A 23,744-nucleotide genomic window follows, 5' to 3' on the forward strand; every position below is an offset into this window, starting at 1 on the left:
ACTATATCAATGATGATCTGTATAGAGGAAACAGAAAGCGTAGGCTTATGGTTTTCACTGCCAACATCAGATAGGCAGTGCTTCTTTACGTACTATGCGCTTGGCTTGTTGTCCTTTGAGGACTCCCAGTGTTTCATCAAGCCAAACAATTGCCCCGGTCGGGCAACGCTCAGTAGCAATAGGGGAGGCTAAACTAATCTTGTTATAGTCGATCACAGCCAAATTGTCTTGAATACTAATCAATCCTTCCGGGGAGTCCTTGACACATCTTTCGCAGGCGGTGCAGGCGACTTCGCAATCGTTTTCTGCGGTATCACCGTGCTCCAGATTTTTACAGGCCACCCACAATCGATGGGCAGCGTCCTGAATTGAGAACAGATCCTTGGGACAGATATCGACGCAATCGCCACAGGCTGTGCATTTTGCGTTGTCCACGATGGGCAATCCGTTGAGGTCCATGGTGATCGCCTCGAAATCGCACACATCGGCGCAATCGGCCAGACCGATACAGCCCCATGTACAGCTTTTTGGGCCACCGGAGACAACGGCGGCTGCACGACAGCTCTCCAACCCTTTATACTGGGCACGCATACGGGCGACATGATTGCCTCCGGCACAGGCCAGACGGGCTACCCGTTTCACCACGTCACCACTCTCCACGCCCAGGTAGTCGGCGATGTCCTCGATCGCCTCGGCATTGCTGACGGTACATTGTGCGGGGGTAACCTCGCCGGAGATCAGTGCCTCGGCGAAGGGTCGGCATCCGGCACTGCCACAGGCGCCGCAATTGGTGGCGGGCAGCATGCCTTCGAGATCATCGATTCGGGGGTCTTCAAAGACCCAGAGTTTTTTGTTGGCGATTACCAGCATGGATGAGAGCAACAGTCCAAGAATGCCCATGAAGAGGATAGCGGTCGTGACGTTTAGTGCGATCTCAATATCCATTTCCAATACCCGATGTCATGCGTGTGAAACCTAACTGAAACCCTTTAGAAACCTTACATAGTTTAATGTTGGGGTTAGTATTGGTCTATGGAATGGGTTAAATAGAAAGTATTAATTTTTATAAATACTCTAATTGCATTGAAAAAATTAATGATCACATAAGTGCCCCGATTGATTGATGCCAATCTCTACACTCAACTCTATACCCAAGGCATAGGATTTCAACCATGCTGGCCTATCAGAAAAAGTATCGGCAGAGTGGGCTGAAATTTAACCTGACAAAAGTGGTGTTATAGCAATCCCAACCTCTGATGCAAGTATCCCTCACATTGACTGGCCTGAGTGCTTCGGTGATTGGCTTGGTGAATCGCGTCGAGGACTCAAAATGGCCACCATCCGGAGCCGCTTTCCAGTTTGCTCCGGCAGCTCGCAATCTGTTGACGATAACGTTTGGCATTACTCTCGACCCGGCGGGCTACCTTGGTCAGCCAGGGTTTTTTCTTATAGCTGCCTTTTGCGTAACCGCCATGCCCCTCATGGTAGGCCAGATATTGCCGGTATGGATCCCATTTCGAGATACCGAGTTTGCTGTGAGTCGTTTTCACATACCAGCCGATGAAATCCACCGCATCATCGTAATCATCCCTGTCCGCCCAGCGGTTACCCGTCTTTTCCCGGTACCAGTCCCAGGTGGAGTCTTTGACCTGGGCATAACCATAGGCGGAGGATTTACGAAACCAGGGGATAAACCAGAACAGCTTCTCTCTGGGTGGTTTGGCATCATGTCTGAACCTGGATTCCTGATGGATGAATGCCAGTTGTAAATGAATCGGTACACCCCATTTTTCAAACGACGATTGGGAGGCTTCGTACCAGTCGCTCTTTTCCTCAAAGATATGGCATGCGTCAGCGGTGTTTTTAGGAGGCGAGCTCGAGCAGCTGTTAAGCAGTAAGAGGGAGGCCGAAAAAGCTACTGTAAGTCTTTCTTTTTGCTTAAAAATAACTTAGTTCCTCAGGTTCTGCGTGAGTTGCTGGCCTATCCTGCAGGACTGCCGGGTTGTTGTCACGTATAATAGCGCCGGTTTTGACCATGGGCCGAGTGTAAATATCCCGTTATCGGGTGTTTTTGTGCCGGCCTTAACAACAAAAACACAATTTTAGAAAAACAACTTTCAGGAGCGATCAAATTATGAAGCTGATACTTTTAGGTGCGCCCGGTGCGGGCAAGGGCACAGTTGCCAAGGAATTGACCAAGCTGGACGGTTCAGTACAGATTTCTACCGGTGACATCTTACGTGGTGCGGTCCAGGCCGGTACAGATCTGGGCAAGCAGGCAGAGGCCTTCATGAAGGCGGGTGATCTGGTCCCTGATGATCTGATCATGGGTATCATGGAGCAGCGTCTGCAGGAGCCGGATTGTGAGAAGGGATTTCTGTTGGACGGTTTTCCCCGGACTATTCCTCAGGCTGAGGCCCTGGGCGAACTGCTGAAGAAAATCGATGTGGATCTCGACTTCGCTGTAGAGATCGATGTGCCCAGGGAGGTGATCCTGGATCGTCTGACCACCCGCAGAACCTGCGAAGACTGCGGTGCCATCTACAATGTCAAAAGCATGCCGACAAAAGTTGAGGGTGTCTGCGACAAATGTGGTGGCAAAGTCGTACAGCGGGATGACGAGACGGAAGAGGCGATCTCAAACCGTCTCGACGTCTATCAGGAAAAGACCGCGCCGCTGGTCGGTTACTACAGTAATGAAGAGATGTTGCTGACCGTCAGCGCGACCTCCAGTGAGGCGGTAGTGAATGCCATTCAGGAGAGATTGAACGGCTGAAACTGATAAAATGCCCGTCTAACAGGCAACCCGCTCTGAGAGCGGGTTGCCTGTTTTGGGCGGCACTCGGAGTGAATCCTGGCTATTATCTTTTTGACAATAATGAGGAGAGGTTTTGATGCCTGAGTTTGGTGATCCCTACATGCTCGAAGAGTATACGCTGGAAGATCTGAAGCAGTGCCCGATTCTGGTCTGGGTATCGCATGAAACAGACAGTGGCGAGAAGCCGTTTCTCACTCCGCTTCTCAATACCCGGAATCTCAGCCCTGAATTCAACCACGCCAAAATTTTGCTCAGTGTGGTTGGTGCTGAGGTGTATGCCGAGGCCAGCTACAATACGGTGGATCGTTCGATCTACTCGATATTGATCTGGGATGGAGACAACACGGTAGAAGTTGAAGACTGTGAGCTGGAATCACCAATCAGCTTTCAGACAGTCCCCGAGATTGACGGCGAAGCCAATGTGGTGTTCGTACTTGAATCTAAGCAGGACTACTACGCCTATCGAGATGAAACTGCCGCCGGTAGTTAAAAATAGCATTTCAGGACAGCATTCCTCAGCAGAAATTGTTATGCTTGGCGGGGTAACCGACTTCCAGGCCAATGGCCTAGGCCCTGTCATCAGGCCCTAGTGTGTCAACTGAAGGATAATGTAGAATTCGACGGATTGGATTTCTGATGCAAATCAGATGACGTCTGTTAGTACCATCGAGAGATAGCAATAGCTAAGCCATGATCAAGCTTTTTGGAATCTATATCTCTAAGGCAGTAGTACTGCTGGCTGTTGCGGAGGTATTGATATTTTTCTCCTCGATGCATGGCGCCATACTCCTCTTCCATCATATCATCAATGAACCGGTCTCCAGTTTGGAGAGCAATATGCCAGTGATTTACTCGCTGGTGATGTTTTCTGCAATGACAGCCCTGGGTCTCTACCAAAAGGGGTCAATGGCAACCTCATCAGGCTTCCTGCTGCGGATTATCCTGGCGTTTCTTGTCGGTGGCGTGGCAATGCTGTTGTTATTGGCTATCGCGCCCATGTTCGTCAATCATGGCCAATCGGTACTCAGTTACGGTTCGGCCCTCTCTCTGCTGGGTATTCTGGTGGCACGGACGATTTTTGTTCGGGTAACTTCGGATAAGATCCTCAAGCGCCGAGTGCTGGTCCTGGGTGTGGGAATCAATGCGGATCGCATTGAGGAGTCGATGAAGGATAAAGACACACTGGGTATCGTGGTGGTGGCCTATGTGAATCTCGGTGACAGAATTGAACTGATCGATAAGGATCGGCAGATCGTCAAGGATCAGTCACTGCTGGAGATATCCAACCGCCTGGCGGTGGATGAGATTGTGGTGGCTGTGGATGATCGGCGCAAGAAACTGCCTAACCATGAGTTGCTCGAGTGTAAAATCAAGGGGATCAGAATACTCGATCTACTGACCTTCTTTGAAAAAGAGCTTTCGATTATCAATATCGATCTGCTCTATCCCAGCTGGATGCTCTATACCGATGGCTATCGGCAGCGGGCATTGAACCGGACGATCAAAAAAGCCTTTGATATGTCAGTAGGCATCATTATCTTTCTGTTTGCCGCACCACTGATGGTTCTGGTTACCATCGCCAGTTTGATCGAATCCGGGGGGCGGGATCCGATTCTCTACAGTCAGGTTCGTGTAGGCAAGAACGGCAAACTTTTCAAAGTCTACAAATTCCGCAGTATGCGCACTGATGCCGAGGCGGATGGTGTTGCCAGGTGGGCTACCAAAAATGACTCCCGTATCACCAAGCTGGGTGGTTTTCTTCGTAAGACCCGGCTGGATGAGTTACCGCAGATCTACAACATACTGAACGGGGATATGAGCCTGGTTGGACCGCGACCGGAGCGGCCGGAATTCGTCATGCAGCTGTCAAACGACATTCCCTACTATCCTCAACGGCATTGGGTCAAACCCGGTCTGACCGGCTGGGCGCAGATGCTCTACCCCTATGGCGCGTCTGAAGAGGATGCCAAGCGAAAACTTGAATACGACCTCTACTACGTCAAAAACGCCAGCACCATGCTCGACTTCATCATCCTCCTGCAAACCATTGAGGTGGTATTGCTTGGCAAGGGTGCCCAGTAAACTCCCCAATCTGACACGAAACCTATAGATTTCAAGATATTGAATATTGAGCTATCAATTTGGCCGCGGAATCTGGAGCCTGCTGTTCAATAGCCTTGTCCAATAGAAACCATGGTATATCATCAATAGAAGATATGGATTTCTATCGGAATCAGAATTTCGGAGCTGCCACAGCATTGGATCGCTGATCCCCGGGTGATGTTGCACCCTTTAATAAGAATTGTTACAAGCGATCCTATCCAATGAAGCGAATCGATATCTTCCCCTGGGACAATAATTTCAATACCGGTCTTCCCACTGTCGATGAGCAGCACCGTCAATTGGTACGGATGTTGAACGAACTGGCATCCCAGTTCGCATTCGAATCGGAGCAGATCGACCTCAGCAAGATATTTGATGGGCTATTGGAGTACACGGTCTACCACTTCGAGACAGAAGAGGCCATCTGGCGTAAATATCTGCCGGATGAATCACTGGAGGCGAGTCATCGGGATTCCCATCAGGCCTTTATCGATCAGTTACAGACGTTGATCAGTCAGACAGAGCAGGGAGCCAAGCATCAGGTCGCTGAAGAGACCCTGGAATTTCTGGTTCGTTGGCTGGCCTCCCACATTCTTGAATCCGATCGACATCTCTCCTATATCATTTTGGGCCTGCGACAGGGGCTTGCACTGGAAGAGGCCAAACAATACGCTCTGAAAGAGATGAGCGGGTTTACCCGCAAGATGATCGATATCATCCTATCCAGCTACGGGATTCTCTCCAGCAACACACTGCGACTGATGCAGGAGCTGGTGCAGCAGAAACAACTGGAGACAAAACTGCTGCGTCAGAGCGGTTTTCTCAAAGTTCTGATACAGACCTTGCCCGATCTGATTTGGTTGAAAGATCCTGATGGGATCTATCTGGCCTGCAACCCTAGATTTGAGGATTATATCGGTGCTTCTGAGGATGAAATCCTGGGAAAGTCAGACCGTGATTTCATGCCGGCGGAAAAGGCGGCATCTTATCGAGAGCATGATCTGACAGCCATCGAACAGGGTGGACCGAAGGTCTATGAAGAGTGGGTTACTTTTGCCGACAGTCATTGTGAGCTGCTGGAGACTACCAAGACACCGATGTTTGACGAACAAGGGAGCCTGATCGGAACCCTGGGCATTGGGCACGATATTACAGAGCGTAGAGAGACCGAAGATCAATTGCGCCAGGCCGCCAGCGTTTTCGCCTCAGCCCGTGAAGGCATCATGATAACCGATCCTGACGGCGCCATTCTGGATGTCAACAGTGCGTTCAGCCGTATCACCGATTACAGCCGTGAGGAGGTGCTGGGGAAGAATCCCAGACTGCTGGCTTCCGGACGTCACGATAGCGCCTTCTACGCCGGCATGTGGCAGGAATTACTGAAGCACGGACATTGGTCGGGAGAGATCTGGAACCGGCGAAAGAGCGGTGAGGTCTACGCTGAAATGCTCACCATCAGCAATGTCTATGATGAGCAGGGCAGTCTTAAATACTACGTGGGACTCTTCTCCGACATAACACCGCTGAAAGAGCAACAGAGAAAACTGGAACGTATCGCCCACTACGATGTGCTTACCGGGTTGCCGAACCGGGTTTTGCTGGCTGATCGACTCTATCAGGCGATGCTTCAGGCGCAGCGTCGCAACACACTGGTGGGTATCGTCTATCTGGATCTGGATGGTTTCAAGCAGATCAATGATGCGCATGGCCACGATGTGGGGGATCTGTTTCTGATTCAGCTTGCAGAGCGAATGAAGCATGCCTTACGCGAGGGCGATACCCTGTCACGCCTGGGAGGGGATGAGTTTGTCGCTGTGCTGATGGATCTTGTGGATCATGCCGCGAGCGTCAATATCATCGAGCGGCTGATGGCATCGGCAGCCGAACCGATACATACCAAAGGCATGGAGTTGAAAGTCTCGGCCAGCCTCGGTGTTACCTTTTTTCCTCAGGCAGAAGTGCTTGATGCGGATCAACTGCTGCGTCAGGCGGACCAGGCCATGTATCAGGCCAAGCAGGCGGGAAAGAATCGCTACCATATCTTCGATGCTGAACATGATCGGACGGTTCGTGGTTATCACGAGAGTCTGGAGCGGATCCGTATTGCCCTGAAAAGTGGTGAGATGGTGCTCTACTATCAACCCAAGGTGAATATGCAGAGCGGTGACATATTGGGCATGGAGGCACTGATTCGCTGGCAGCATCCACAGCGAGGGTTGCTGTTACCCGGTGCTTTTATGTCTGTCATAGAGCAGCATCCGTTCGCTGTGCAGTTGGGTGAGTGGGTGCTGGATACCGCGCTCGGACAGATCGCTGAGTGGCAACGGGCCGGGGTGCCGTTGCAGATCAGTGTGAACATCGATGCCATGCATCTGCAGCAACCCAATTTTGTCACCCGCCTGCGTTATCTGCTGGCAAAGCATCCCAATGTGAAGCCCGGGGATCTGGAACTCGAGGTGCTCGAAACCAGCGCATTGGATGAGATCGATCAGGTCTCTGAAATCATTCGTGAGTGTCGTAATCTGGGGGTTGGCTTTGCCCTGGATGATTTTGGCACCGGATACTCCTCGCTGACCTATCTGAAGCGACTGCCCGCAGGGCTGCTTAAGATCGATCAGAGTTTTGTGCGGGACATGCTGGATGATCCGGATGATCTGGCGATACTGGAAGGGGTGCTCGGACTGGCATCCGCCTTCAGTCGCAACGCCATCGCCGAGGGTGTTGAAACCCTGGCGCATGGTGAGATGCTGCTGAAACTGGGATGCCAGCTTGGGCAGGGGTATGCGATTGCCCGACCCATGCCATCCGAAGAGGTTTTGCCGTGGTTAAGTGATTGGCAGCCCGATCATCTTTGGAGCGAAACAGTCCGACTCAGCCGGGATAATCAGCCACTGCTGTTTGCTGCTGTGGAACATCGGGCCTGGATTGCCCATCTGTTGCAATATATTCAGGGTGAGAAGATAGCCCCACCGGTGCTCGATAAACATCAGTGCCGATTTGGCCAATGGCTGGATGGGCAGGCCAATACCGGATTGGCCGATTCTCCAATGTTACAGAAGATCATCACCATTCATGATGCGATTCATGATTCTGCCGAGCAGCTTGTTAATCATAAAAGCGGTATTCAGGTGAAGGATTTCTTTAGTGAAATCGAGATTTTTGAATCTCATCGTGATGAGTTGTTGTTGATGTTGGACGAGCTGATGGAGCAGTCCAAACAGGGTTAGCAACACGACATTCCAAGATGTCGGTTTTATCGATAATCCTGACCCTTGTCTTCGCTTTAAACCACAGCGACCGCTAACAGTTGATCCGATACTTCGGCACTCTGGAGTTTGCGGGAAAACCTCAACTTCTGGGGATAGGGAAAGACATCTGCCTGTCGACCGGCTGCCAGGCCCTCCTGGGCATTCTGCCAACTGCTGATATCAAACAGATCCGGATGCAATTCCATCAGCATTTTACGGATTTTCGGATCGGTGCTGATGAAAGTGATGAACTCTTCCGGAAAGATGTCATTGGGATTGACACTATACCAGGGCTCATCTCTGAACAGATCAAGAGAGCTTCTTGGCGGTGGGATTCTGCGGAAGTTACATTCACTGAGATAACAGATCTCATCATAGTCGTAGAACACCACTTTACGCTGGTCGTTAACCCCAAAATTTTTGAACAACAGGTCACCGGGAAAGATGTTCACACCCATCAGCTGTTTCAGCGCCAGCCCCCAGTCGCCGAGGATCTCACGTGCCATCTCGTCATCGCTCTCTTCCAGATAGAGATTGAGCGGTCTCATGCGGCGTTCGATATAGAGATGCTTGATCACCAGTTTGTCATCGTCGATTTCGAGTTGATTGGCGATGGTGTTGTGCAGCTCCTGGAGTAGTTTCGGTTCGATCCTATCCAGGGGCAGTGCCACTTCGGCGAAATCGAGGGTGTCAGCCATACGTCCGATACGGTCATGTTTCTTGACCTGCAGATAACGCTCTTTGATCAGCTTGTGTGTAACCTCTTTCTGTGGTGGAAATTGGTCACGTATCACTTTGAATACATAGGGAAAGGATGGCAGGGTAAATACCTGCATCACAAGCCCGGGTGTGCCGGCGGCAAGCACGAACTTATCCGTACTGTCGTCGAGATGGTTGAGCAGATCCCGATAGAACTCATTCTTCGCCTGTTTATGTAACCCAATGCTCATATAGAGCTCAGACAGGGTTTTGTCGGGCATGATGCTTTTCAAAAAAGCGACAGTGGCGGTGGGGACCGGGGTTTTCGCCATGAAGTAGGCCCGGGCAAAACTGAACAGGGCTTCCACATGACGTCCGCGGATCAACAGGGCATCGACGAAGAGCCCACCCTCCTCATTGTTGATCAGTGGGATGATGAACGGACAGATCTTATCCCCGTAGACCATTCTGCCGATCAGATAGGCCGCCTTGTTGCGATAGAAGGGGGATTCGAGGATATCGAAGCGCAGATCTTTGGGCAGGCGATCGAATCCGGCCTGCTCAATCAGCGAGTCGGCCAGCAGTTTGCAGTCCCTGTCGATGTTCTCGTAGGGCAGGGAGAAGTAGAAGGCGGAGAGCATGTCCCAGATACAGCCCTGCAGATCCCCCTCATCCAGATGGAAAGACATGTAGACCTGATAGCGTTCGGAGAGGCCCTGACGATCCACCTGAGATTCAATGAAGATCTTGTCGTTATCGTAGTAACGCCTGTCAAAGAGCCTGCAAAAGACTGAATTATAAAAAGTTTCAGCCAGCTCGGGACGGCTGTGGGTACGCAGCAGTTTGCTGTAAATCTGCTTCACATCCTGCCAAAGCCCCTCATCCAGAACCTCAATATCGAAGCTGGATTTGAGTCGTTCAATCGCCTCTTTGACTCGCAGGTCATAGAAGTTGATGCGCTTTGCCGACGCCTCACGCACGGCCTGCCAGTCCGCATGTTCAAAGCGTTGGCGGGCAGCACTGCTGATCTCCTGGAAAAAGGAGAAGTGTCTCTCGAATCCGGTCAGGATCGAGCGGGCGATCTGTTGAGGCTGGTTCTGCATTGTTTTGGTGCGTCGTTTTTTCGTTTGGTCGTTATATCTGAGTGTTTAAGTAAGGTTTAGCAGATTTTTATTGCAGTGCACTATTTTTTTTGTCAAAGCTAACTATTGAGATTTTTTTGAAAATAATGTTGACCTTTTCACTATGCTTTAACGCAGTGCACAAAAAATTGAACACGCCTCAGAAATTGGCAGTGTGATTTTTCCGCCGTTACGACCGCACCAACCAAGTGCGCGGCGAAGAATATGAGGAGATTGAAAATTATGTCTAGTACCACATCAACCCTCTGGCATCAGGCACAAGAGGTCAGAATCACCGGCGAGATGAAGCCGCAGTATCAGGAGATACTGTCACCGGAGGCACTTCACTTCGTTGCTGAGCTGGAGCGCCTGTTTGGCGACACCAGGCGGGAGCTGCTGAAGAGCCGTTCGCGACGTCAGCAACAACTCAACCAGGGTCAGCACCCCGATTTTCTCGAAGGGACCAGCGGGATCCGGCAGTCTGAGTGGAAGGTTCGCCCGGCGCCAAAGGATCTGCAGGATCGACGGGTGGAGATCACCGGCCCCGTTGATCGCAAGATGTTGATCAATGCCCTCAATTCCGGGGCAAAGTGTTTTATGGCAGACCTCGAGGACGCCCACTCGCCTCATTGGGATACCACCGTGGAAGGGCAGATCAATCTGCGTGAGGCGGTAAACCGCACACTCAGTTTCACCAGTCCTGAAGGCAAGCAGTACCAACTCGATGACCAACTCGCTACTCTGATCGTGCGCCCTCGTGGCTGGCATCTGGAAGAGAAGCACATGCGTGTGGACGGCCGGCGGATCAGTGGCGCCTTTTTCGATTTCGGGCTCTATCTTTTCCATAACGCCAAAACCCTGCTGGAGATGGGCAGTGGTCCCTATTTCTACCTGCCGAAGATGGAGAGTTATCTCGAGGCTCGCCTGTGGCGTGATGTGTTTGCCTGGGCAGAGCAGGAGCTTGGTCTCGATCAGGGCACCATTCGCTGTACCGTACTGATCGAAACCATCACCGCCGTTTTCGAGATGGATGAGATCCTCTACGAGTTGCGAGATTACATCTGCGGTCTCAACTGTGGCCGCTGGGACTATATATTCAGTTTCATCAAACGTTTTCACGCCAATCCGGAATTCGTTCTGCCGGACCGCAGCCAGGTCACCATGACCGTGCCTTTCCTCAGATCCTATTCGAAGCTGCTGATCAACACCTGCCATCGTCGTGGTGCCCACGCGATGGGGGGTATGGCAGCACAGATCCCGATTCGCGACGACCCGCAAGCTGATGCAGCGGCCAAAGAGAAGGTCAGACAGGATAAGGAGCGGGAGGCCACAGACGGCCATGACGGTACCTGGGTGGCGCATCCCGGACTGGTTCCTGTGGCGATGGAGATTTTCAATCACCACATGCCTGAGGCCAATCAGCTCGATCGGATCGATGACTCACTGTCAGTCAAGGCGGCCGATCTGCTGGCGGTGCCTGAAGGTGAAATCACCGAAGCCGGATTACTCAACAACGTCAGTGCCGCATTGCGCTATACCGCCGCCTGGATCGGTGGTCGCGGTGCTGTACCGATTCACCACCTGATGGAAGACGCGGCCACGGCAGAAATCGCCAGATCCCAGATCTGGCAGTGGATCCGCTATCCGAAAGGTGTTCTGAGTGATGGCCGCAAGGTCACCTATCAGCTTTTCGAGCAGGCCGTTAAAGACGAACTTCATGAGATCAGGCAGGAGTTTGGAGAACTGGCCTATGAGTCAGGCAATTTCGAGCAGGCAGCTGAGCTGTTGCGACAGATCGTTGCCAACGATGAGTTTGAGGAGTTCCTCACCTTACCGGCTTACGAGCAACTTACTTGATTGGTCGTAGCGATACCACCAAAACAATATTGAGACATGACTGGAGATGACACAAATGACACGTAAAGAACAGATCGAAGCGTTGAACAAGGATTGGGCAGAAAATCCCCGTTGGACAGACGTCAAACGTGGTTACAGCGCTGAGGATGTAGTCCGCCTGCGCGGCTCGGTTCAACCCGAATACACCTATGCAAAGAAAGGTGCCGAAAAACTCTGGGACCTGGTTCGCGGCGATGCCAAGAAAGGCTATGTGAACTGCATGGGCGCTATCACCGGCGGTCAGGCGATGCAGCAGGCGAAGGCCGGAATCGAGGCGATCTATCTGTCGGGCTGGCAGGTTGCCGCCGACGGTAATACTTCCGAAACCATGTATCCTGATCAGTCTCTCTACGCCTATGACTCAGTACCGACCATGGTGCGTCGTATCAACAGTGCCTTCAAACGTGCTGACGAGATCCAGTGGTCGAGAGATATCAATCCGGGTGATGAAGATCATGTGGACTATTTTCTTCCCATCGTGGCCGATGCGGAAGCCGGTTTCGGTGGTGTACTCAACGCCTTCGAACTGATGAAAAACATGATCGCTGCCGGTGCTGCCGGGGTTCACTATGAAGATCAGCTGGCGGCGGTGAAGAAGTGTGGTCACATGGGTGGCAAGGTGCTGGTACCGACTCAGGAAGCGGTGCAGAAACTGATCGCCGCCCGTCTGGCAGCGGATGTGATGGATGTGCCCACCCTGGTACTGGCCAGAACCGATTCTGAGGCGGCTAATCTGCTGACCTCCGATGTGGACGCCAACGATCAGCCGTTCCTTACCGGTGAGCGTACTGCCGAAGGCTTCTACCGGGTGAAGAACGGTCTGGAGCAGGCCATCTCCCGCGGACTTGCCTATGCGCCATATGCGGATCTGGTGTGGTGTGAAACCGGTACACCGGATCTCGGCTTTGCCCGTGAATTCGCTCAGGCGGTACTGGCTGAAAATCCAAACAAGCTGCTGGCATACAACTGCTCACCCTCTTTCAACTGGAAGAAAAACCTGGATGACAGCACCATCGCAAAATTCCAGGATGAGCTTTCCGACATGGGTTACAAATACCAGTTCATTACCCTGGCGGGTATCCACAACATGTGGTTCAACATGTTCGACCTGGCCTATGACTATGCCCGCGGTGAAGGCATGAAGCACTATGTCGAGAAGGTTCAGGAGCCTGAATTCGAAGCCCGCGACAAAGGCTACACCTTTGTTTCTCACCAGCAGGAAGTCGGCGCCGGCTACTTCGACGATGTCACTACCGTGATTCAGGGTGGTGCCTCATCAGTGACCGCACTGACCGGTTCCACTGAAGAAGAGCAATTCGACAGTGCGGCAAGCATGTAGTCTTCCCAGCGTGTGATCCAGCGCTGAATCATCCATTCAGCCGCTGCCTTCACACAGCTACCCAGTTTTCTGCCCTTCGGCCGTGCCTCCTGGCACGGCTTTTTTTTCTTTTCAGACAGGGGCGTTCGGGCTGGCGTTGTTGGACACGAGTAAGTGCTATAACTTGATATAACACAACAAAAAATCAGATTGGAGAGCGGAGATGACTACCACTGAAAGCACCCTGAAGACAGCTGATCTCTATGACATACATGAAGAGTCATTACAGATCTGCTATCCCGGATTTCGCCACTATGGGGGGCAACATGCCTTCAGTGGTCCGATCGCAACCCTGAAGTGCTTTGAAGACAACTCGCTGGTACGGGAGCAGTTGGATCAGGCGGGACAGGGAAGGATTCTGGTGGTGGATGCCGGGGGCTCACTGCGTTGTGCCATGTTGGGTGACATCCTGGCGCAGATGGCGGTGGACAACGGATGGGCAGGAATCATCATGAATGGCTGCATTCGGGATGCGGCTGAAATCGGTGAGATGCCTCTGGGGGTTATGGCGCTCGCCACCAATCCCCGTAAGAGTGTCAAAAAGGGTGTTGGAGAAGTGGGCGGTGAGGTCTATTTCGCGGGGGTAAGTTTCACGCCCGGTGAGTGGCTCTATGCGGATGAAGACGGTATCGTGGTGCTTGACCATCAGGCGACTTGAGTCAGGACTTATTGAATCGTCAATCCATTCGGTCCGGATTTATTCATAAGTTGCCTAGTGAATTCCCCGTCGGATCACGGTATAACCTGCACTCAATATCCAACCAAACGATGGTGTCTGTATGGTTTTGCTGATTGTCTATGTCTCCATAGCCTTGGGTTTTTCCTTTCTCTGCTCGGTAGCCGAGGCGGTGATATTGAGTGTCACCCACCCCTATATCTCTGTGTTGGAGAAGGAGGGGCACAATGCCTCATATCTACTGCGCAAGATGAAGCAGAACATCAATGATCCCCTGGCGGCGATTCTGACCCTCAATACCACCGCCCATACCATCGGTGCCGCCGGTGCCGGTGCCCAGGCTGCTGTGGTATTCGGCAACGCCTATGTGGGGGTTGCCTCTGCGGTACTGACCCTGATGATCCTGATCTTTTCCGAGATCATTCCGAAGACCCTGGGGGCCCACTACTGGCGTCAGCTGGCACCGATTACCGCCTATGTGTTGCAGTTCCTGATCTGGATACTCTATCCCTTCATCTGGATGTCCGCGATACTGACAAAGCTGCTTTCCGGCGGCCACAGTCATGGACAGTTCAGAAGGGATGAGTTTGCCGCCATGGCTCAGGCCGGTGCCGACGAGGGTAAACTGGAACAGCATGAATCCCTGATCCTGAAAAACCTACTGCTGTTAAGGGAGACCCGGGTGAGTGATGTAATGACCCCGCGGACAGTGGTCTTTTCATTGGATGAAGATATGCTGGTCAGTGACTATCTGGAGCACCACAACAGCAGCCGTTTCTCGCGGATTCCGGTTTATAAGGATAACCGTGACCACGTCACCGGATTTGTACTGCGCAGTGACCTGTTGCTCTCCCATGCCCGGGGCAATTCTGAAAATCCACTCACTGTCTATCGAAGAGAGATCACTGCCGTACCCAACAGCAGTTCACTTCAAGCGAGTTTCGAAACCTTCATGGAGAAGCGCAGCCATATCATGCTGGTAGTGGATGAGTACGGCAGTATGGAAGGCATTCTCACCCTGGAGGATATTGTTGAGACCCTACTCGGCATTGAGATCGTCGATGAGGGTGACAAGATCGAGGATATGCGCAAACTGGCCAGGCGGTTATGGAAAAAACGAGCCGCGAATATGGGTATTGAAATTGAAGATCAGGGGTAGTGAGTCCCTGCTTGAATCTGTTTCATCACCCATCAATTAACACACTGTAGGCCATCCGGTGGTGGCCAACTGACGTCTGGGCAGTATTCAATGGAGCTGGGATAGCAGCCAGTAGCCTGTAGAGGTTTGTGCGATTGGTTGCATATTGACGCCATTCAACGCAAACACTTGCTAAATACTCAATCTGGCCTTTCCGATAATCTGATCGTTTACTTTCAGGGGACGCTTGATGTACCTGACGATATTATTAATGTTAGGCTGGCTCACTAAACCTGAGAGTGGACGGATTAATCACAGGATTATTCGTTAGTTTGTCAAAAACAGTAAAAAGGATGAGAGTAATGTATCGAATAGCGTCTATTGGAATCATGTTGATCGTTATGATGAGTGGCTGTGGCGGTACCACAGGTGGCACAAAGCCTGAAGCAAGTACCAAGCCGCAAACAGCAGTGACCTCCGCGCCAAGCGGGCCTGCGGTCAGTGTGGCCAAGCGTATCAACTATGGTAAGCACTCCAATGTGCCCGACAAGGTTAAGGCGGAGTGTACGCTAGATACACAATTGCCTGCCTACATAAAAACTTTCGCCGGTGAAAGTGATATCGCCGTCAAGCTGAAAGATGGTGCGGTGAATAAAAAAGCCAAGGGCAGGGTGCTGAATGTTGAGTTCAGTAATGTGGTTGGTTCGGGTGGCGGCGCCTGGAGCGGTGCCAAGTTTGTTGCCGTTAAAGGTGAGTTGTTTGAGAACGGTAAAAAAATCGGCAGTTTTAACGGGCGACGTACATCCGGTGGTGGTTTCTTCGGTGCCTACAAGGGTACCTGCAAGATTCTGGATCGTTGTGTAAAAGCGCTCGGTAAGGATATCGCATTGTGGATGATCGATCCGTCAATGGATGCGATGATCGGAGAGTTTTGAATTGTCGTTGGACAGGGTTTGATCCGGTCAACGACTGGTTCACTTGCAACCCCAGTGAGCCTGCCTGCAGACCGTTTTTTATAACCGAGTCTGCAGGCAGGCTCAACAGAGACTACCTCTATTAAATTTTAGTCGGGGCCATCAGGCCTCATACCAGCCTCTAGTGCTGTTGACGATCTTTACGACAGAAAGCATCACGGGAACCTCAACTAAAACACCTACCACCGTTGCAAGCGCGGCGCCTGAATCAAAGCCGAAAAGAACAATTGCAGTGGCAACTGCCAACTCAAAAAAGTTACTTGCCCCGATCAGGGCGGAAGGCGCAGCAACACAATGGGCAACACCGAGCTTTTTATTGAGCAAATAGGCTAATCCTGAGTTGAAATAGACCTGAATCAAGATCGGGATAGCCAGTAGAACTATGATCAAAGGTTGAGAGAGTATCTGTTCTCCCTGAAAACCGAAAAGAAGAACCAGAGTTGCCAGCAGGGCAGTCAATGATGGTATATGCAGAGAATCAAGTCTTCTCTGGAGCAGACTCTCACCGCCGGAAGCGAGTAACCGCTTTCTCCAGATCTGCCCTAAAGCAACAGGTAGAACGATATAAAGCACTACCGAGAGTAGCAAGGTGTCCCAGGGAACGGTGATCGCGGATAGACCCAGTAACAGGCCGACTACGGGTGCAAAGGCAAAAATCATAATGGTGTCATTCAGAGCAACCTGACTCAGGGTGAAATTTGCATCGCCTCCGGATAGTCGACTCCAGACAAAAACCATTGCCGTACAAGGTGCTGCCGCCAACAGAATCAGGCCGGCGATATAGCTGTCGAGCTGGTCAGCCGGCAGATAGGCTGCAAACAGGTTATGAATGAAAACCCAGCCAAGCAAGGCCATGGAAAATGGTTTCACCGCCCAATTGATAAAAAGCGTTACACCGATACCTTTCCAGTGCTCTCTGACATGGTGTAGTGAGGTGAAATCCACTTTGATCAGCATCGGTATGATCATCAACCAGATCAATATCGCAACCGGAATATTGACGTGGGAAAACTCCATTTTTCCAATCATCTGGAACTGCTCGGGAAAATAGTTTCCAAGTATGATGCCGGTGACGATGCACAGCCCCACCCAGACGGTCAGGTAACGCTCAAAAATCCCCATCTCACTGCCTGTCACACGTTTGGCAGTAACTTCACATTGGGCTGTCATTTCTGTTCTCGGTTCAGTTGTAGATAACGGATGTCACGCTGCAGTGTCTTTGGATGTTTTAGGTGTGCTATTGCCAATCAGATCAAGTTGTTCCTGAAGCTTTAGTTTATCCAGTGAGGCTATTGGCAGGTTTACAAAGATTGAAATCCTGTTTTGCAGTTCATTGAAGGCTTTGACAAAGGCTGCTTTCTTCTCAATCTCGCTACCTTCAACACCGGCAGGATCCTTTATGCCCCAGTGTGCGGTCATCGGCTGTCCGGGCCAAACTGGACACATTTCTGCGGCTGCCTTGTCACAAACAGTGAACACAAAATCCATTTCTGGTGCATCTTCAGCGGAAAACTCACTCCAGTCCTTACTGCGTAAATCGTCAACTATGTAGTTGTTACGTTTCAGCTCGAGAATGGTGAAAGGATTCACCTCGCCTCTCGGGTGGCTACCGGCGCTGAAACCGCGAAACTTGCCCCGTCCAAAACGGTTGATGAGACTTTCAGCAAAAATACTGCGGGCTGAGTTTCCAGTGCAAAGGAACAGTACGTTGTAGATTTTCTCAGTCATAATTCAGATTCCAGGTTGTTTCTTAGGGCCTGTTAACACTAATCCACTATGCCCGTTGGGACTTTTTTTTGTGTCCAGCAAGGCACAACAGCGCCTATTGGATTAGTGTTAACAGGCCCTAGCTCAGGTACGGCATTTCGATTCTGTGCCATTGGTTATTTCCTTCAGTTTGATCAGATCGGATTTATAGGGTTCATGACCAATGGCACCCGTTTTAGCGGCCTGCAGGATTTCGCTTACCCACTCAGGTAGTTCAGGATTGATACGATAGTAGATCCACTGTCCCTCTCGTCGATCAATGACCAGTCCTGAGTCGCGCAACAGCCCCAGGTTTCTGGAAATGTTGGGTTGCGCTCCACCAATCACATCATTCAATTCGCAAACACAAAGTTCATCCTGTTCAAGCAGCAGAAGAACAGAGCGCATCCTTGTGGTGTTGGATAACGCGCTAATGACAGATTCAGTATTTATGTTCTTCATGGCACATATACTATAAATGATATATATCAAAAAACAAATATATATTAAGGCTAAATTACAGAGTGAATCGTATTTGTCTAACTTTTGTACAAATCAATCCTGGATGGGACTATTGATACCAGGGACAGATATCCTGTGCCGGGGTAAAGGTTGCTCTGCAGACTTCCGATCAGAAGCATAGGTTGATTTGTGGCTGTCGGGTTACCGCCTGTCAGCCTGTTGTTCTTTGCAATAGGCTTTGGATTTCATATTTGCAGCAACTGGATCGATTCCCTGATCGATATACTCTGCTGTCATTTTTTTACGGCAATCCTGGTAGTTAAAGAACTCAACATCGACTGAATCTGAGCAGCCGGATATGAGGATCGGGATTGCAAGAAATGCTGACTTCATCAGACTCCCTCCCTATACAGAGACACCAGTGTTTAATCGGAGTAAACGGAGTCTTTCATTCAGACAGTGCATTGATCTTTTGTAACATATGTCTGGTGCTTGCATCTGTCTGTTTGACAATACCTGTGAGAACTCTTGTCGGTGCGATCTTATCCTTCTGATCACCATAACAAGGTGACCCTCTGAAATAGACTCTAAACGTATGTGCAACCAGTTTTTCCGAAGCAGAAAATCTTGGCCGGTTTGCGTTGATCGCCTGGATAAATGCACTGTCACAGTCACAATTCATATCTCCGTTTGCCAGATAACAGTAGTCGTGCTCTCTGCAGATTGAATCCAATGTATCGATGGGCGGTGGGGCAGTGAGTGGATCACTCGGATGGTTCAAACCGCACCAGTTACCATATTTTGGCAAAAAGGATGAGGACTCCTCTGTTCTGTCAACTCTGTTTCTATCAATTTCATCCGCGGCTGCATTGAACAGGTTAGCCAGAGTCAGGAGGAGGGTAAGAAAAAAAATTATGCTGTTATTCACATGAATTCCTTTCTATGAATAAAACACTGCATGCTGGATTGTTGTAATGATCAATACCAATCCGATGGAGCTTACAAGCTCTATAGATAGGAACCCGGGGCGACCACTTTCATACCATGGATCACCAGGTCCTCGTAGAGCGGACTGTCGATGCGTCCCAGCGAAAAGATCAGGGTCGAGTCCTCTGGTGCCTTGACTGCGGCCTGGTGTCCCACCAGTTGTGTGCCGGCAATGTCGAGTCGACTGTTGTTGGCCTCGATTGCCACTTCGCCTTCAAGGTGTCCGCCGGTGATATGGACATTGGAATTACGTGTCTTCAGAGCGGTACCCATGGCAATCACCCGGGTATTGCGCAGACTGACGCTGGAATCGAAGATGACGATGTTGTTGATTTCCGCATCGAGTACCTTCACATCTTCACAGCCCTGTATCAGCAGACTGCCAATGCGTCCGCTGATCACATGGCCGGATTCACTGTTGCACTGCACCGTCTGACGGAAAGGCTGACTGGCCGGTTTGGTGCTTGATTTGGCTTTGGTCTTATAGCTTTGGCTGAGATGGGGCCTGAGCATATCGTGGAACAGTTCAGGCTGATCGATAAAGGCCACATGGCCGCCATTTGGAATCAGTTCCAGACGGGCGTTGGGCATCAGTGATTCGAGCACATAACCGGTGCGCACCGGGGCGATCTTATCCTGGTCACCCCAGACAATCAGGGTCGGTTGGTGAATGGTCTCCGGAATCCGGCTGAAATCATTTTGCACCAGCGCCAGTCCGGCGATGGCTGAGGGATCACCGCGCAATACCTTGTTGCGAAATGGTTCCAGATTGATCAACAGGTCCATATTCACCGGGTAGCGCTTCTCCAGGGCGCTCATCAGGGCACCTGCCAGATCGGTGACCTTACGCTCATTGAAAACGTTGTACTGGTTGAGCACCTTATCGACGCCCAGCGGAGCCAGATACTTGGTGTAGGCCTGGCGGTGCAGGATGCCAGCCGCATCGATCAGGGTCAGTGTTTTCACCGCTGCAGGGTAGCTGTGGGTGAATTGCAGACTGATTGCGCCACCCATCGAGTGACCAACCAGGTGAAATGGCTTGCCGACATGTTTGTCGGTCAGCTGATGGATCAGCCGGGCGTAGTTGACCGGTGAGTAGAGGGCGTTCTGCTTAGTCGAGCGGCCGAACCCCGGCAGATCGAAGGTGAAGATGAAATAGTCCTTTTTCAGCCGTTGCAGGATATCCTCCCAGCAGGTGGAGGCCTCATCCCCAAGACCGTGAACCATCACAACAGGCGGTTTGTTCGGGTTTCCGGCGGTTCTCAGGTAGACCTGGCCACCGAAGACCCTCTCCTGCTCATACCACTCCCGTTCATGGGGTTTGGCATTGACATTCAGGCTGACGAACAGCAGCGAGAGCAGAAACAGCAGTGCAGTTGGTTTTCTCATCATAGGGCAGTGCTCAGAAGCTTTGCTTCACTCCAGGGCAAGATGATAGCAGGGTGAGTAGTCCCCTTGTAGTTTCATTCTGTTCTGTTCGGCAAAGGCGATCAGCAGCCGGTCCATGGCATCCACCACCTGCTGCTCGCCATGTAGCATGAATGGCCCATGCCGCTCCACGGCACGGATGCCATCCTCTTTGACGTTGCCGGCGACAATGCCTGAAAAGGCTTTGCGCAGGTTGGCGGCTGCCAGATGGGCCTGCTGTTGTCGGTTGAGCTGCAATTTCGCCATCGCCTCATGGGTTGGGATGAAGGGGTGTTGCAGGTCGGTCTCGATATGCAGTTGCCAATTGAAATAGAAGGCGTCATTGCCGTCATACCGGTAACTTCTTACCCGCTCCATGTCCTCAGCCATGGCTTTTGCCACGGCTTCCGAATCATCGATGATGACCTGGTAGTATTGGCGTGCCTGATCGCCCAGTGCGATACCGATGAAGCGGTCGATTTCATCGAAATAGTCAGCACACTCGGCAGGCCCGGTCAGGATCAGCGGAAAGGCGTGCTCCCGATTGTCGTGGTGCATCAGGATGCCGAGCAGATAGAGCAGCTCTTCCATGGTTCCCGCGCCACCGGGAAAGATCACCACCCCATGACCGGTGCGGACGAAGGCTTCGAGGCGCTTTTCGATATCCGGCATGATCACCAGTTCGTTGACGATGGGGTTCGGTGGTTCCGAGGCAATGATGCCGGGTTCGGTGATACCCAGATAACGACCATTGCCAATACGTTGTTTGGCATGGCCCAGTGCCGCTCCTTTCATTGGGCCTTTCATCGCCCCGGGGCCGCATCCCGTGCAGATATTCAAGCCCCTCAGGCCGAGCTGGTAGCCTACCTCTTTGGAGTAGTCGTATTCGGATCTGCCGATCGAGTGTCCACCCCAGCAGACGATCAGATTGGGATCCATGCCGGTGTGTAAAACCCTGGCATTACGCAGGATATGGAATACTGCCGAGGTGATGTGTACCGGATCGTCCAGATCGTAAGCGGGATTGTTCTGAATCTCATTGTGGACATAGATGATGTCCCTTAATACTGCAAACAGATGCTCCTGGATACCACGGATCATCCTACCATCCACGAAGGCGCTGCCCGGGGCATTTTCCAGGCGTAACTGGATTCCCCGGTTACTCTGTATCAAGTGGATGCCAAAGTCCCGGTAGCTGTCGAAGATATCCTTCGCATTATCGGTTTCACTGCCGCAATTGAGTACCGCCAGTGCGCAGCGGCGGAACAGTCCATACAGACCCCGTGCACTGGTATCCAGCAGGTCGCTGACTTCAAGGTGAGAGAGTACTTCCAGGCTGCCGCCCGGCCTGACGGTGGCACTGAGACGGGTGATTGGCGGTTTATCTTCGTTGTGGGTCGCTGTAGAGAGCTTTTTCTGGCTTGCTTTACTCATGGTGATACTGGTTCGAGTCCGTTACACATTATCGTGAGCCTGTGGGCTCAGCAATAGACTATCCAAAAATCAATAGACCGAGTAGCAGCCTGAGAGTTCGAGGATGTGACCCAGTCACATCCTCGATGCGATTTCATCGCCGGGTTGATGAGGGTGACAATATCAGCGATTTGGCAGCAGATCCTCGATGATTTTTCGCTCTTCCAGCAGCTCTTTTTCCGAGGCTTTCAGACGGGCGATACTGAAATCATCCGGTTCCAGGCCCTGGACTATCTCATATTCACCATTTTTACATTTCACCGGAAATGAGAAAACGACGCCCTCATCAATCCCGTAACTGCCATCGGAGTGGACCGCCATACTGACCCAGTCATCATCCCTTGTACCCAGTGCCCAATCGTGCACATGGTCAACGACCGCGTCAGCCGCAGAGGCCGCAGAGGAGAGGCCGCGGGCCTCGATGATTTCCGCACCGCGTCGCTGAATTCTGGGAATGAAGTGATCGATCGCCCAATCCTGATTGACCAGATCGAATACCGGCTTGCCGTTGATCTGGCAGTTATCGATATGGGGATACTGGGTCATGGAGTGGTTGCCCCAAATGGTCATTCTGGTGATATCGGACACCAGAGAATTAGTCTTGTTGGCCAGCTGTCCCAGGGCCCGGTTGTGGTCCAGGCGGGTCATTGCGGTAAACTGACTCAGTTTCAGGTTCGGTGCATTGGCCGCTGCGATCAAGGCATTGGTATTGGCCGGATTGCCGACCACCAGTACCCGTACATCCGGGGAGGCGTGATCATTGATTGACTTGCCCTGATTGGAGAAGATCTTCGCGTTTTCAGTAATCAGATCTTTACGCTCCATGCCCTTGCTACGGGGTTTTGCGCCAATCAGGATCGCGTAATCGGTACCTCGAAAACCGATACTTGGGTCATCGGTGAGGACGATATCGTGCAACAGGGGAAAGGCACAATCCTCTAACTCCATACCAACACCGTTGAGTGAGGAGATGGCTTGGGGGATCTCGAGCAGACGAAGAATGACCGGTTGGTCCTGACCGAACATATCGCCTGAAGCGACTCGAAATGCCAGCGCGTATCCGATATGTCCAGCAGCGCCGGTTATGGTGACTTTTACAGCGGGTTTCATTTCAGTTGGATCCTCCCATTAAATTATTAGATGCCCGGATAAGTATAGTTAGTTACGCTCTTTTGGCATAGTCAATTCTGAAGCTAAAAGCGATATATTTATCAATCCTTTTTATTGGGCTGCGCTAGGGCCTATTGGATTAGTGTTAACAGGCCCTAGTTGGCTTTGGCAGATTCAGCCTCAATGATCACTTCATGCATTTCGATGGCGCCTTCACCTGCGAAAGCCTCTTTCGGCATCGGGTTGGCGTGTGCCTGTCGAAAGTCATCGCTACCGACCCAGTTTTCGAAGGCGGCTTTGTCCTGCCAGCTGGTCAACACAATATAGGGCGTATCCGGGTCGCTCGGTTTCAAGACCTGCATTCGTACGAAGCCGGGTTGTTTTTCAATCTGACCGCTGCGGGCCTGAAAGCGGGCCTCGAACATCTCCTCGAAGGCCTCAGCGACTGGAACTCGGTTGGCAACAATAAACATTTTTGACTCCTTGGATTCTGATTTCTTGGGTGCTA

Annotated in this window: 20 protein-coding genes; 9 read left to right on the forward strand and 11 right to left on the reverse strand. The window is 51.4% G+C overall.

Annotation, left to right across the window (positions count from 1 at the left end):
- Positions 1-66: 66 nt before the first annotated feature.
- Positions 67-945 (reverse strand): RnfABCDGE type electron transport complex subunit B, encoded by an 879-nt coding sequence (locus A3193_RS19100; protein WP_069006414.1) that lies wholly within the window; start codon positions 943-945, stop codon positions 67-69.
- 380 nt (positions 946-1,325) lie between these two features.
- On the reverse strand, positions 1,326-1,946 hold the full coding sequence (locus A3193_RS19105) for a transglycosylase SLT domain-containing protein (RefSeq protein WP_069006413.1): 621 nt from the start codon (positions 1,944-1,946) through the stop codon (positions 1,326-1,328).
- Positions 1,947-2,134: 188 nt separating this feature from the next.
- On the opposite strand from A3193_RS19105, the gene A3193_RS19110 reads away from it, so the two are divergent.
- The 4 genes from A3193_RS19110 to A3193_RS19125 all read left to right on the forward strand — a co-directional run bounded on the left by A3193_RS19110 (position 2,135) and on the right by A3193_RS19125 (position 8,148).
- On the forward strand, positions 2,135-2,776 hold the full coding sequence (locus A3193_RS19110; RefSeq protein WP_069006412.1) for an adenylate kinase: 642 nt from the start codon (positions 2,135-2,137) through the stop codon (positions 2,774-2,776).
- A 118-nt stretch (positions 2,777-2,894) separates the two neighbouring features.
- Positions 2,895-3,308 (forward strand): hypothetical protein, encoded by a 414-nt coding sequence (locus tag A3193_RS19115; protein ID WP_069006411.1) that lies wholly within the window; start codon positions 2,895-2,897, stop codon positions 3,306-3,308.
- A gap of 200 nt (positions 3,309-3,508) precedes the next feature.
- Entirely contained in the window at positions 3,509-4,900 is a 1,392-nt protein-coding gene (locus A3193_RS19120) for a TIGR03013 family XrtA/PEP-CTERM system glycosyltransferase (RefSeq protein ID WP_069015612.1), read from the forward strand.
- Positions 4,901-5,142: 242 nt separating this feature from the next.
- Positions 5,143-8,148: a bacteriohemerythrin gene (locus A3193_RS19125; protein WP_069015613.1), complete on the forward strand. Its 3,006-nt coding sequence runs from the start codon at positions 5,143-5,145 to the stop codon at positions 8,146-8,148.
- Positions 8,149-8,204: 56 nt separating this feature from the next.
- On the opposite strand, the gene aceK is transcribed toward A3193_RS19125, so the two are convergent.
- Positions 8,205-9,971 carry a bifunctional isocitrate dehydrogenase kinase/phosphatase gene (gene aceK / locus A3193_RS19130; RefSeq protein ID WP_069006408.1) on the reverse strand — a complete coding sequence of 589 codons (1,767 nt, stop codon included), beginning with the start codon at positions 9,969-9,971 and terminating at the stop codon, positions 8,205-8,207.
- Between the two features lie 261 nt (positions 9,972-10,232).
- Between aceK and aceB the strand changes: the two genes are divergently transcribed.
- From aceB to A3193_RS19155, 5 genes are all read left to right on the forward strand, one after another.
- The gene (aceB, locus tag A3193_RS19135; protein ID WP_139117071.1) at positions 10,233-11,846 is read left to right on the forward strand and encodes a malate synthase A; all 1,614 of its coding nucleotides are present in this window, start codon (positions 10,233-10,235) and stop codon (positions 11,844-11,846) included.
- 55 nt (positions 11,847-11,901) lie between these two features.
- Positions 11,902-13,224: an isocitrate lyase gene (gene aceA / locus A3193_RS19140; protein ID WP_069015614.1), complete on the forward strand. Its 1,323-nt coding sequence runs from the start codon at positions 11,902-11,904 to the stop codon at positions 13,222-13,224.
- Between the two features lie 202 nt (positions 13,225-13,426).
- Positions 13,427-13,921, forward strand: coding sequence for a ribonuclease E activity regulator RraA (gene rraA, locus A3193_RS19145; protein WP_069006405.1), 495 nt, complete (start codon positions 13,427-13,429; stop codon positions 13,919-13,921).
- A 121-nt stretch (positions 13,922-14,042) separates the two neighbouring features.
- The gene (locus A3193_RS19150; RefSeq protein WP_069015615.1) at positions 14,043-15,098 is read left to right on the forward strand and encodes a CNNM domain-containing protein; all 1,056 of its coding nucleotides are present in this window, start codon (positions 14,043-14,045) and stop codon (positions 15,096-15,098) included.
- 341 nt (positions 15,099-15,439) lie between these two features.
- Entirely contained in the window at positions 15,440-16,012 is a 573-nt protein-coding gene (locus tag A3193_RS19155) for a hypothetical protein (RefSeq protein WP_139117070.1), read from the forward strand.
- Positions 16,013-16,153: 141 nt separating this feature from the next.
- Here the strand turns inward: A3193_RS19155 and arsB are convergent, their stop codons facing one another.
- The 8 genes from arsB to A3193_RS19200 form a co-directional block, all read right to left on the reverse strand.
- Positions 16,154-17,221, reverse strand: coding sequence for an ACR3 family arsenite efflux transporter (arsB, locus tag A3193_RS19160; protein ID WP_069015616.1), 1,068 nt, complete (start codon positions 17,219-17,221; stop codon positions 16,154-16,156).
- Between the two features lie 33 nt (positions 17,222-17,254).
- Positions 17,255-17,779 (reverse strand): arsenate reductase ArsC, encoded by a 525-nt coding sequence (locus A3193_RS19165; RefSeq protein ID WP_069006401.1) that lies wholly within the window; start codon positions 17,777-17,779, stop codon positions 17,255-17,257.
- A 123-nt stretch (positions 17,780-17,902) separates the two neighbouring features.
- Positions 17,903-18,205: a metalloregulator ArsR/SmtB family transcription factor gene (locus A3193_RS19170; RefSeq protein ID WP_235615053.1), complete on the reverse strand. Its 303-nt coding sequence runs from the start codon at positions 18,203-18,205 to the stop codon at positions 17,903-17,905.
- A 255-nt stretch (positions 18,206-18,460) separates the two neighbouring features.
- The gene (locus A3193_RS19175) at positions 18,461-18,652 is read right to left on the reverse strand and encodes a hypothetical protein (RefSeq protein WP_139117069.1); all 192 of its coding nucleotides are present in this window, start codon (positions 18,650-18,652) and stop codon (positions 18,461-18,463) included.
- 615 nt (positions 18,653-19,267) lie between these two features.
- Positions 19,268-20,638, reverse strand: coding sequence for an alpha/beta fold hydrolase (locus A3193_RS19185; RefSeq protein WP_069006397.1), 1,371 nt, complete (start codon positions 20,636-20,638; stop codon positions 19,268-19,270).
- A gap of 24 nt (positions 20,639-20,662) precedes the next feature.
- Positions 20,663-22,087 carry a nucleotide 5'-monophosphate nucleosidase PpnN gene (ppnN, locus tag A3193_RS19190; RefSeq protein WP_083218872.1) on the reverse strand — a complete coding sequence of 475 codons (1,425 nt, stop codon included), beginning with the start codon at positions 22,085-22,087 and terminating at the stop codon, positions 20,663-20,665.
- Positions 22,088-22,249: 162 nt separating this feature from the next.
- Positions 22,250-23,236 carry a malate dehydrogenase gene (locus A3193_RS19195; protein WP_069006396.1) on the reverse strand — a complete coding sequence of 329 codons (987 nt, stop codon included), beginning with the start codon at positions 23,234-23,236 and terminating at the stop codon, positions 22,250-22,252.
- Positions 23,237-23,391: 155 nt separating this feature from the next.
- The gene (locus A3193_RS19200; RefSeq protein WP_069006395.1) at positions 23,392-23,709 is read right to left on the reverse strand and encodes an antibiotic biosynthesis monooxygenase family protein; all 318 of its coding nucleotides are present in this window, start codon (positions 23,707-23,709) and stop codon (positions 23,392-23,394) included.
- Between the last annotated feature and the right edge of the window lie 35 nt (positions 23,710-23,744).

The sequence above is a fragment of the Candidatus Thiodiazotropha endoloripes genome (assembly GCF_001708965.1).
Taxonomy (GTDB): Bacteria; Pseudomonadota; Gammaproteobacteria; order Chromatiales; family Chromatiaceae; genus Thiodiazotropha; species Thiodiazotropha endoloripes.

Coding starts and splice junctions, on each gene's coding strand:
- A3193_RS19100 (WP_069006414.1), bottom strand. CDS start 945: ATGGATATTGAGATCGCACTAAACGTCACGACCGCTATCCTCTTCATG.
- A3193_RS19110 (WP_069006412.1), top strand. CDS start 2,135: ATGAAGCTGATACTTTTAGGTGCGCCCGGTGCGGGCAAGGGCACAGTT.
- A3193_RS19115 (WP_069006411.1), top strand. CDS start 2,895: ATGCCTGAGTTTGGTGATCCCTACATGCTCGAAGAGTATACGCTGGAA.
- A3193_RS19120 (WP_069015612.1), top strand. CDS start 3,509: ATGATCAAGCTTTTTGGAATCTATATCTCTAAGGCAGTAGTACTGCTG.
- A3193_RS19125 (WP_069015613.1), top strand. CDS start 5,143: ATGAAGCGAATCGATATCTTCCCCTGGGACAATAATTTCAATACCGGT.
- aceK (WP_069006408.1), bottom strand. CDS start 9,971: ATGCAGAACCAGCCTCAACAGATCGCCCGCTCGATCCTGACCGGATTC.
- aceB (WP_139117071.1), top strand. CDS start 10,233: ATGTCTAGTACCACATCAACCCTCTGGCATCAGGCACAAGAGGTCAGA.
- aceA (WP_069015614.1), top strand. CDS start 11,902: ATGACACGTAAAGAACAGATCGAAGCGTTGAACAAGGATTGGGCAGAA.
- rraA (WP_069006405.1), top strand. CDS start 13,427: ATGACTACCACTGAAAGCACCCTGAAGACAGCTGATCTCTATGACATA.
- A3193_RS19150 (WP_069015615.1), top strand. CDS start 14,043: ATGGTTTTGCTGATTGTCTATGTCTCCATAGCCTTGGGTTTTTCCTTT.
- A3193_RS19155 (WP_139117070.1), top strand. CDS start 15,440: ATGTATCGAATAGCGTCTATTGGAATCATGTTGATCGTTATGATGAGT.
- arsB (WP_069015616.1), bottom strand. CDS start 17,221: ATGACAGCCCAATGTGAAGTTACTGCCAAACGTGTGACAGGCAGTGAG.
- A3193_RS19165 (WP_069006401.1), bottom strand. CDS start 17,779: ATGACTGAGAAAATCTACAACGTACTGTTCCTTTGCACTGGAAACTCA.
- A3193_RS19170 (WP_235615053.1), bottom strand. CDS start 18,205: ATGCGCTCTGTTCTTCTGCTGCTTGAACAGGATGAACTTTGTGTTTGC.
- A3193_RS19175 (WP_139117069.1), bottom strand. CDS start 18,652: ATGAAGTCAGCATTTCTTGCAATCCCGATCCTCATATCCGGCTGCTCA.
- A3193_RS19185 (WP_069006397.1), bottom strand. CDS start 20,638: ATGATGAGAAAACCAACTGCACTGCTGTTTCTGCTCTCGCTGCTGTTC.
- ppnN (WP_083218872.1), bottom strand. CDS start 22,087: ATGAGTAAAGCAAGCCAGAAAAAGCTCTCTACAGCGACCCACAACGAA.
- A3193_RS19195 (WP_069006396.1), bottom strand. CDS start 23,236: ATGAAACCCGCTGTAAAAGTCACCATAACCGGCGCTGCTGGACATATC.
- A3193_RS19200 (WP_069006395.1), bottom strand. CDS start 23,709: ATGTTTATTGTTGCCAACCGAGTTCCAGTCGCTGAGGCCTTCGAGGAG.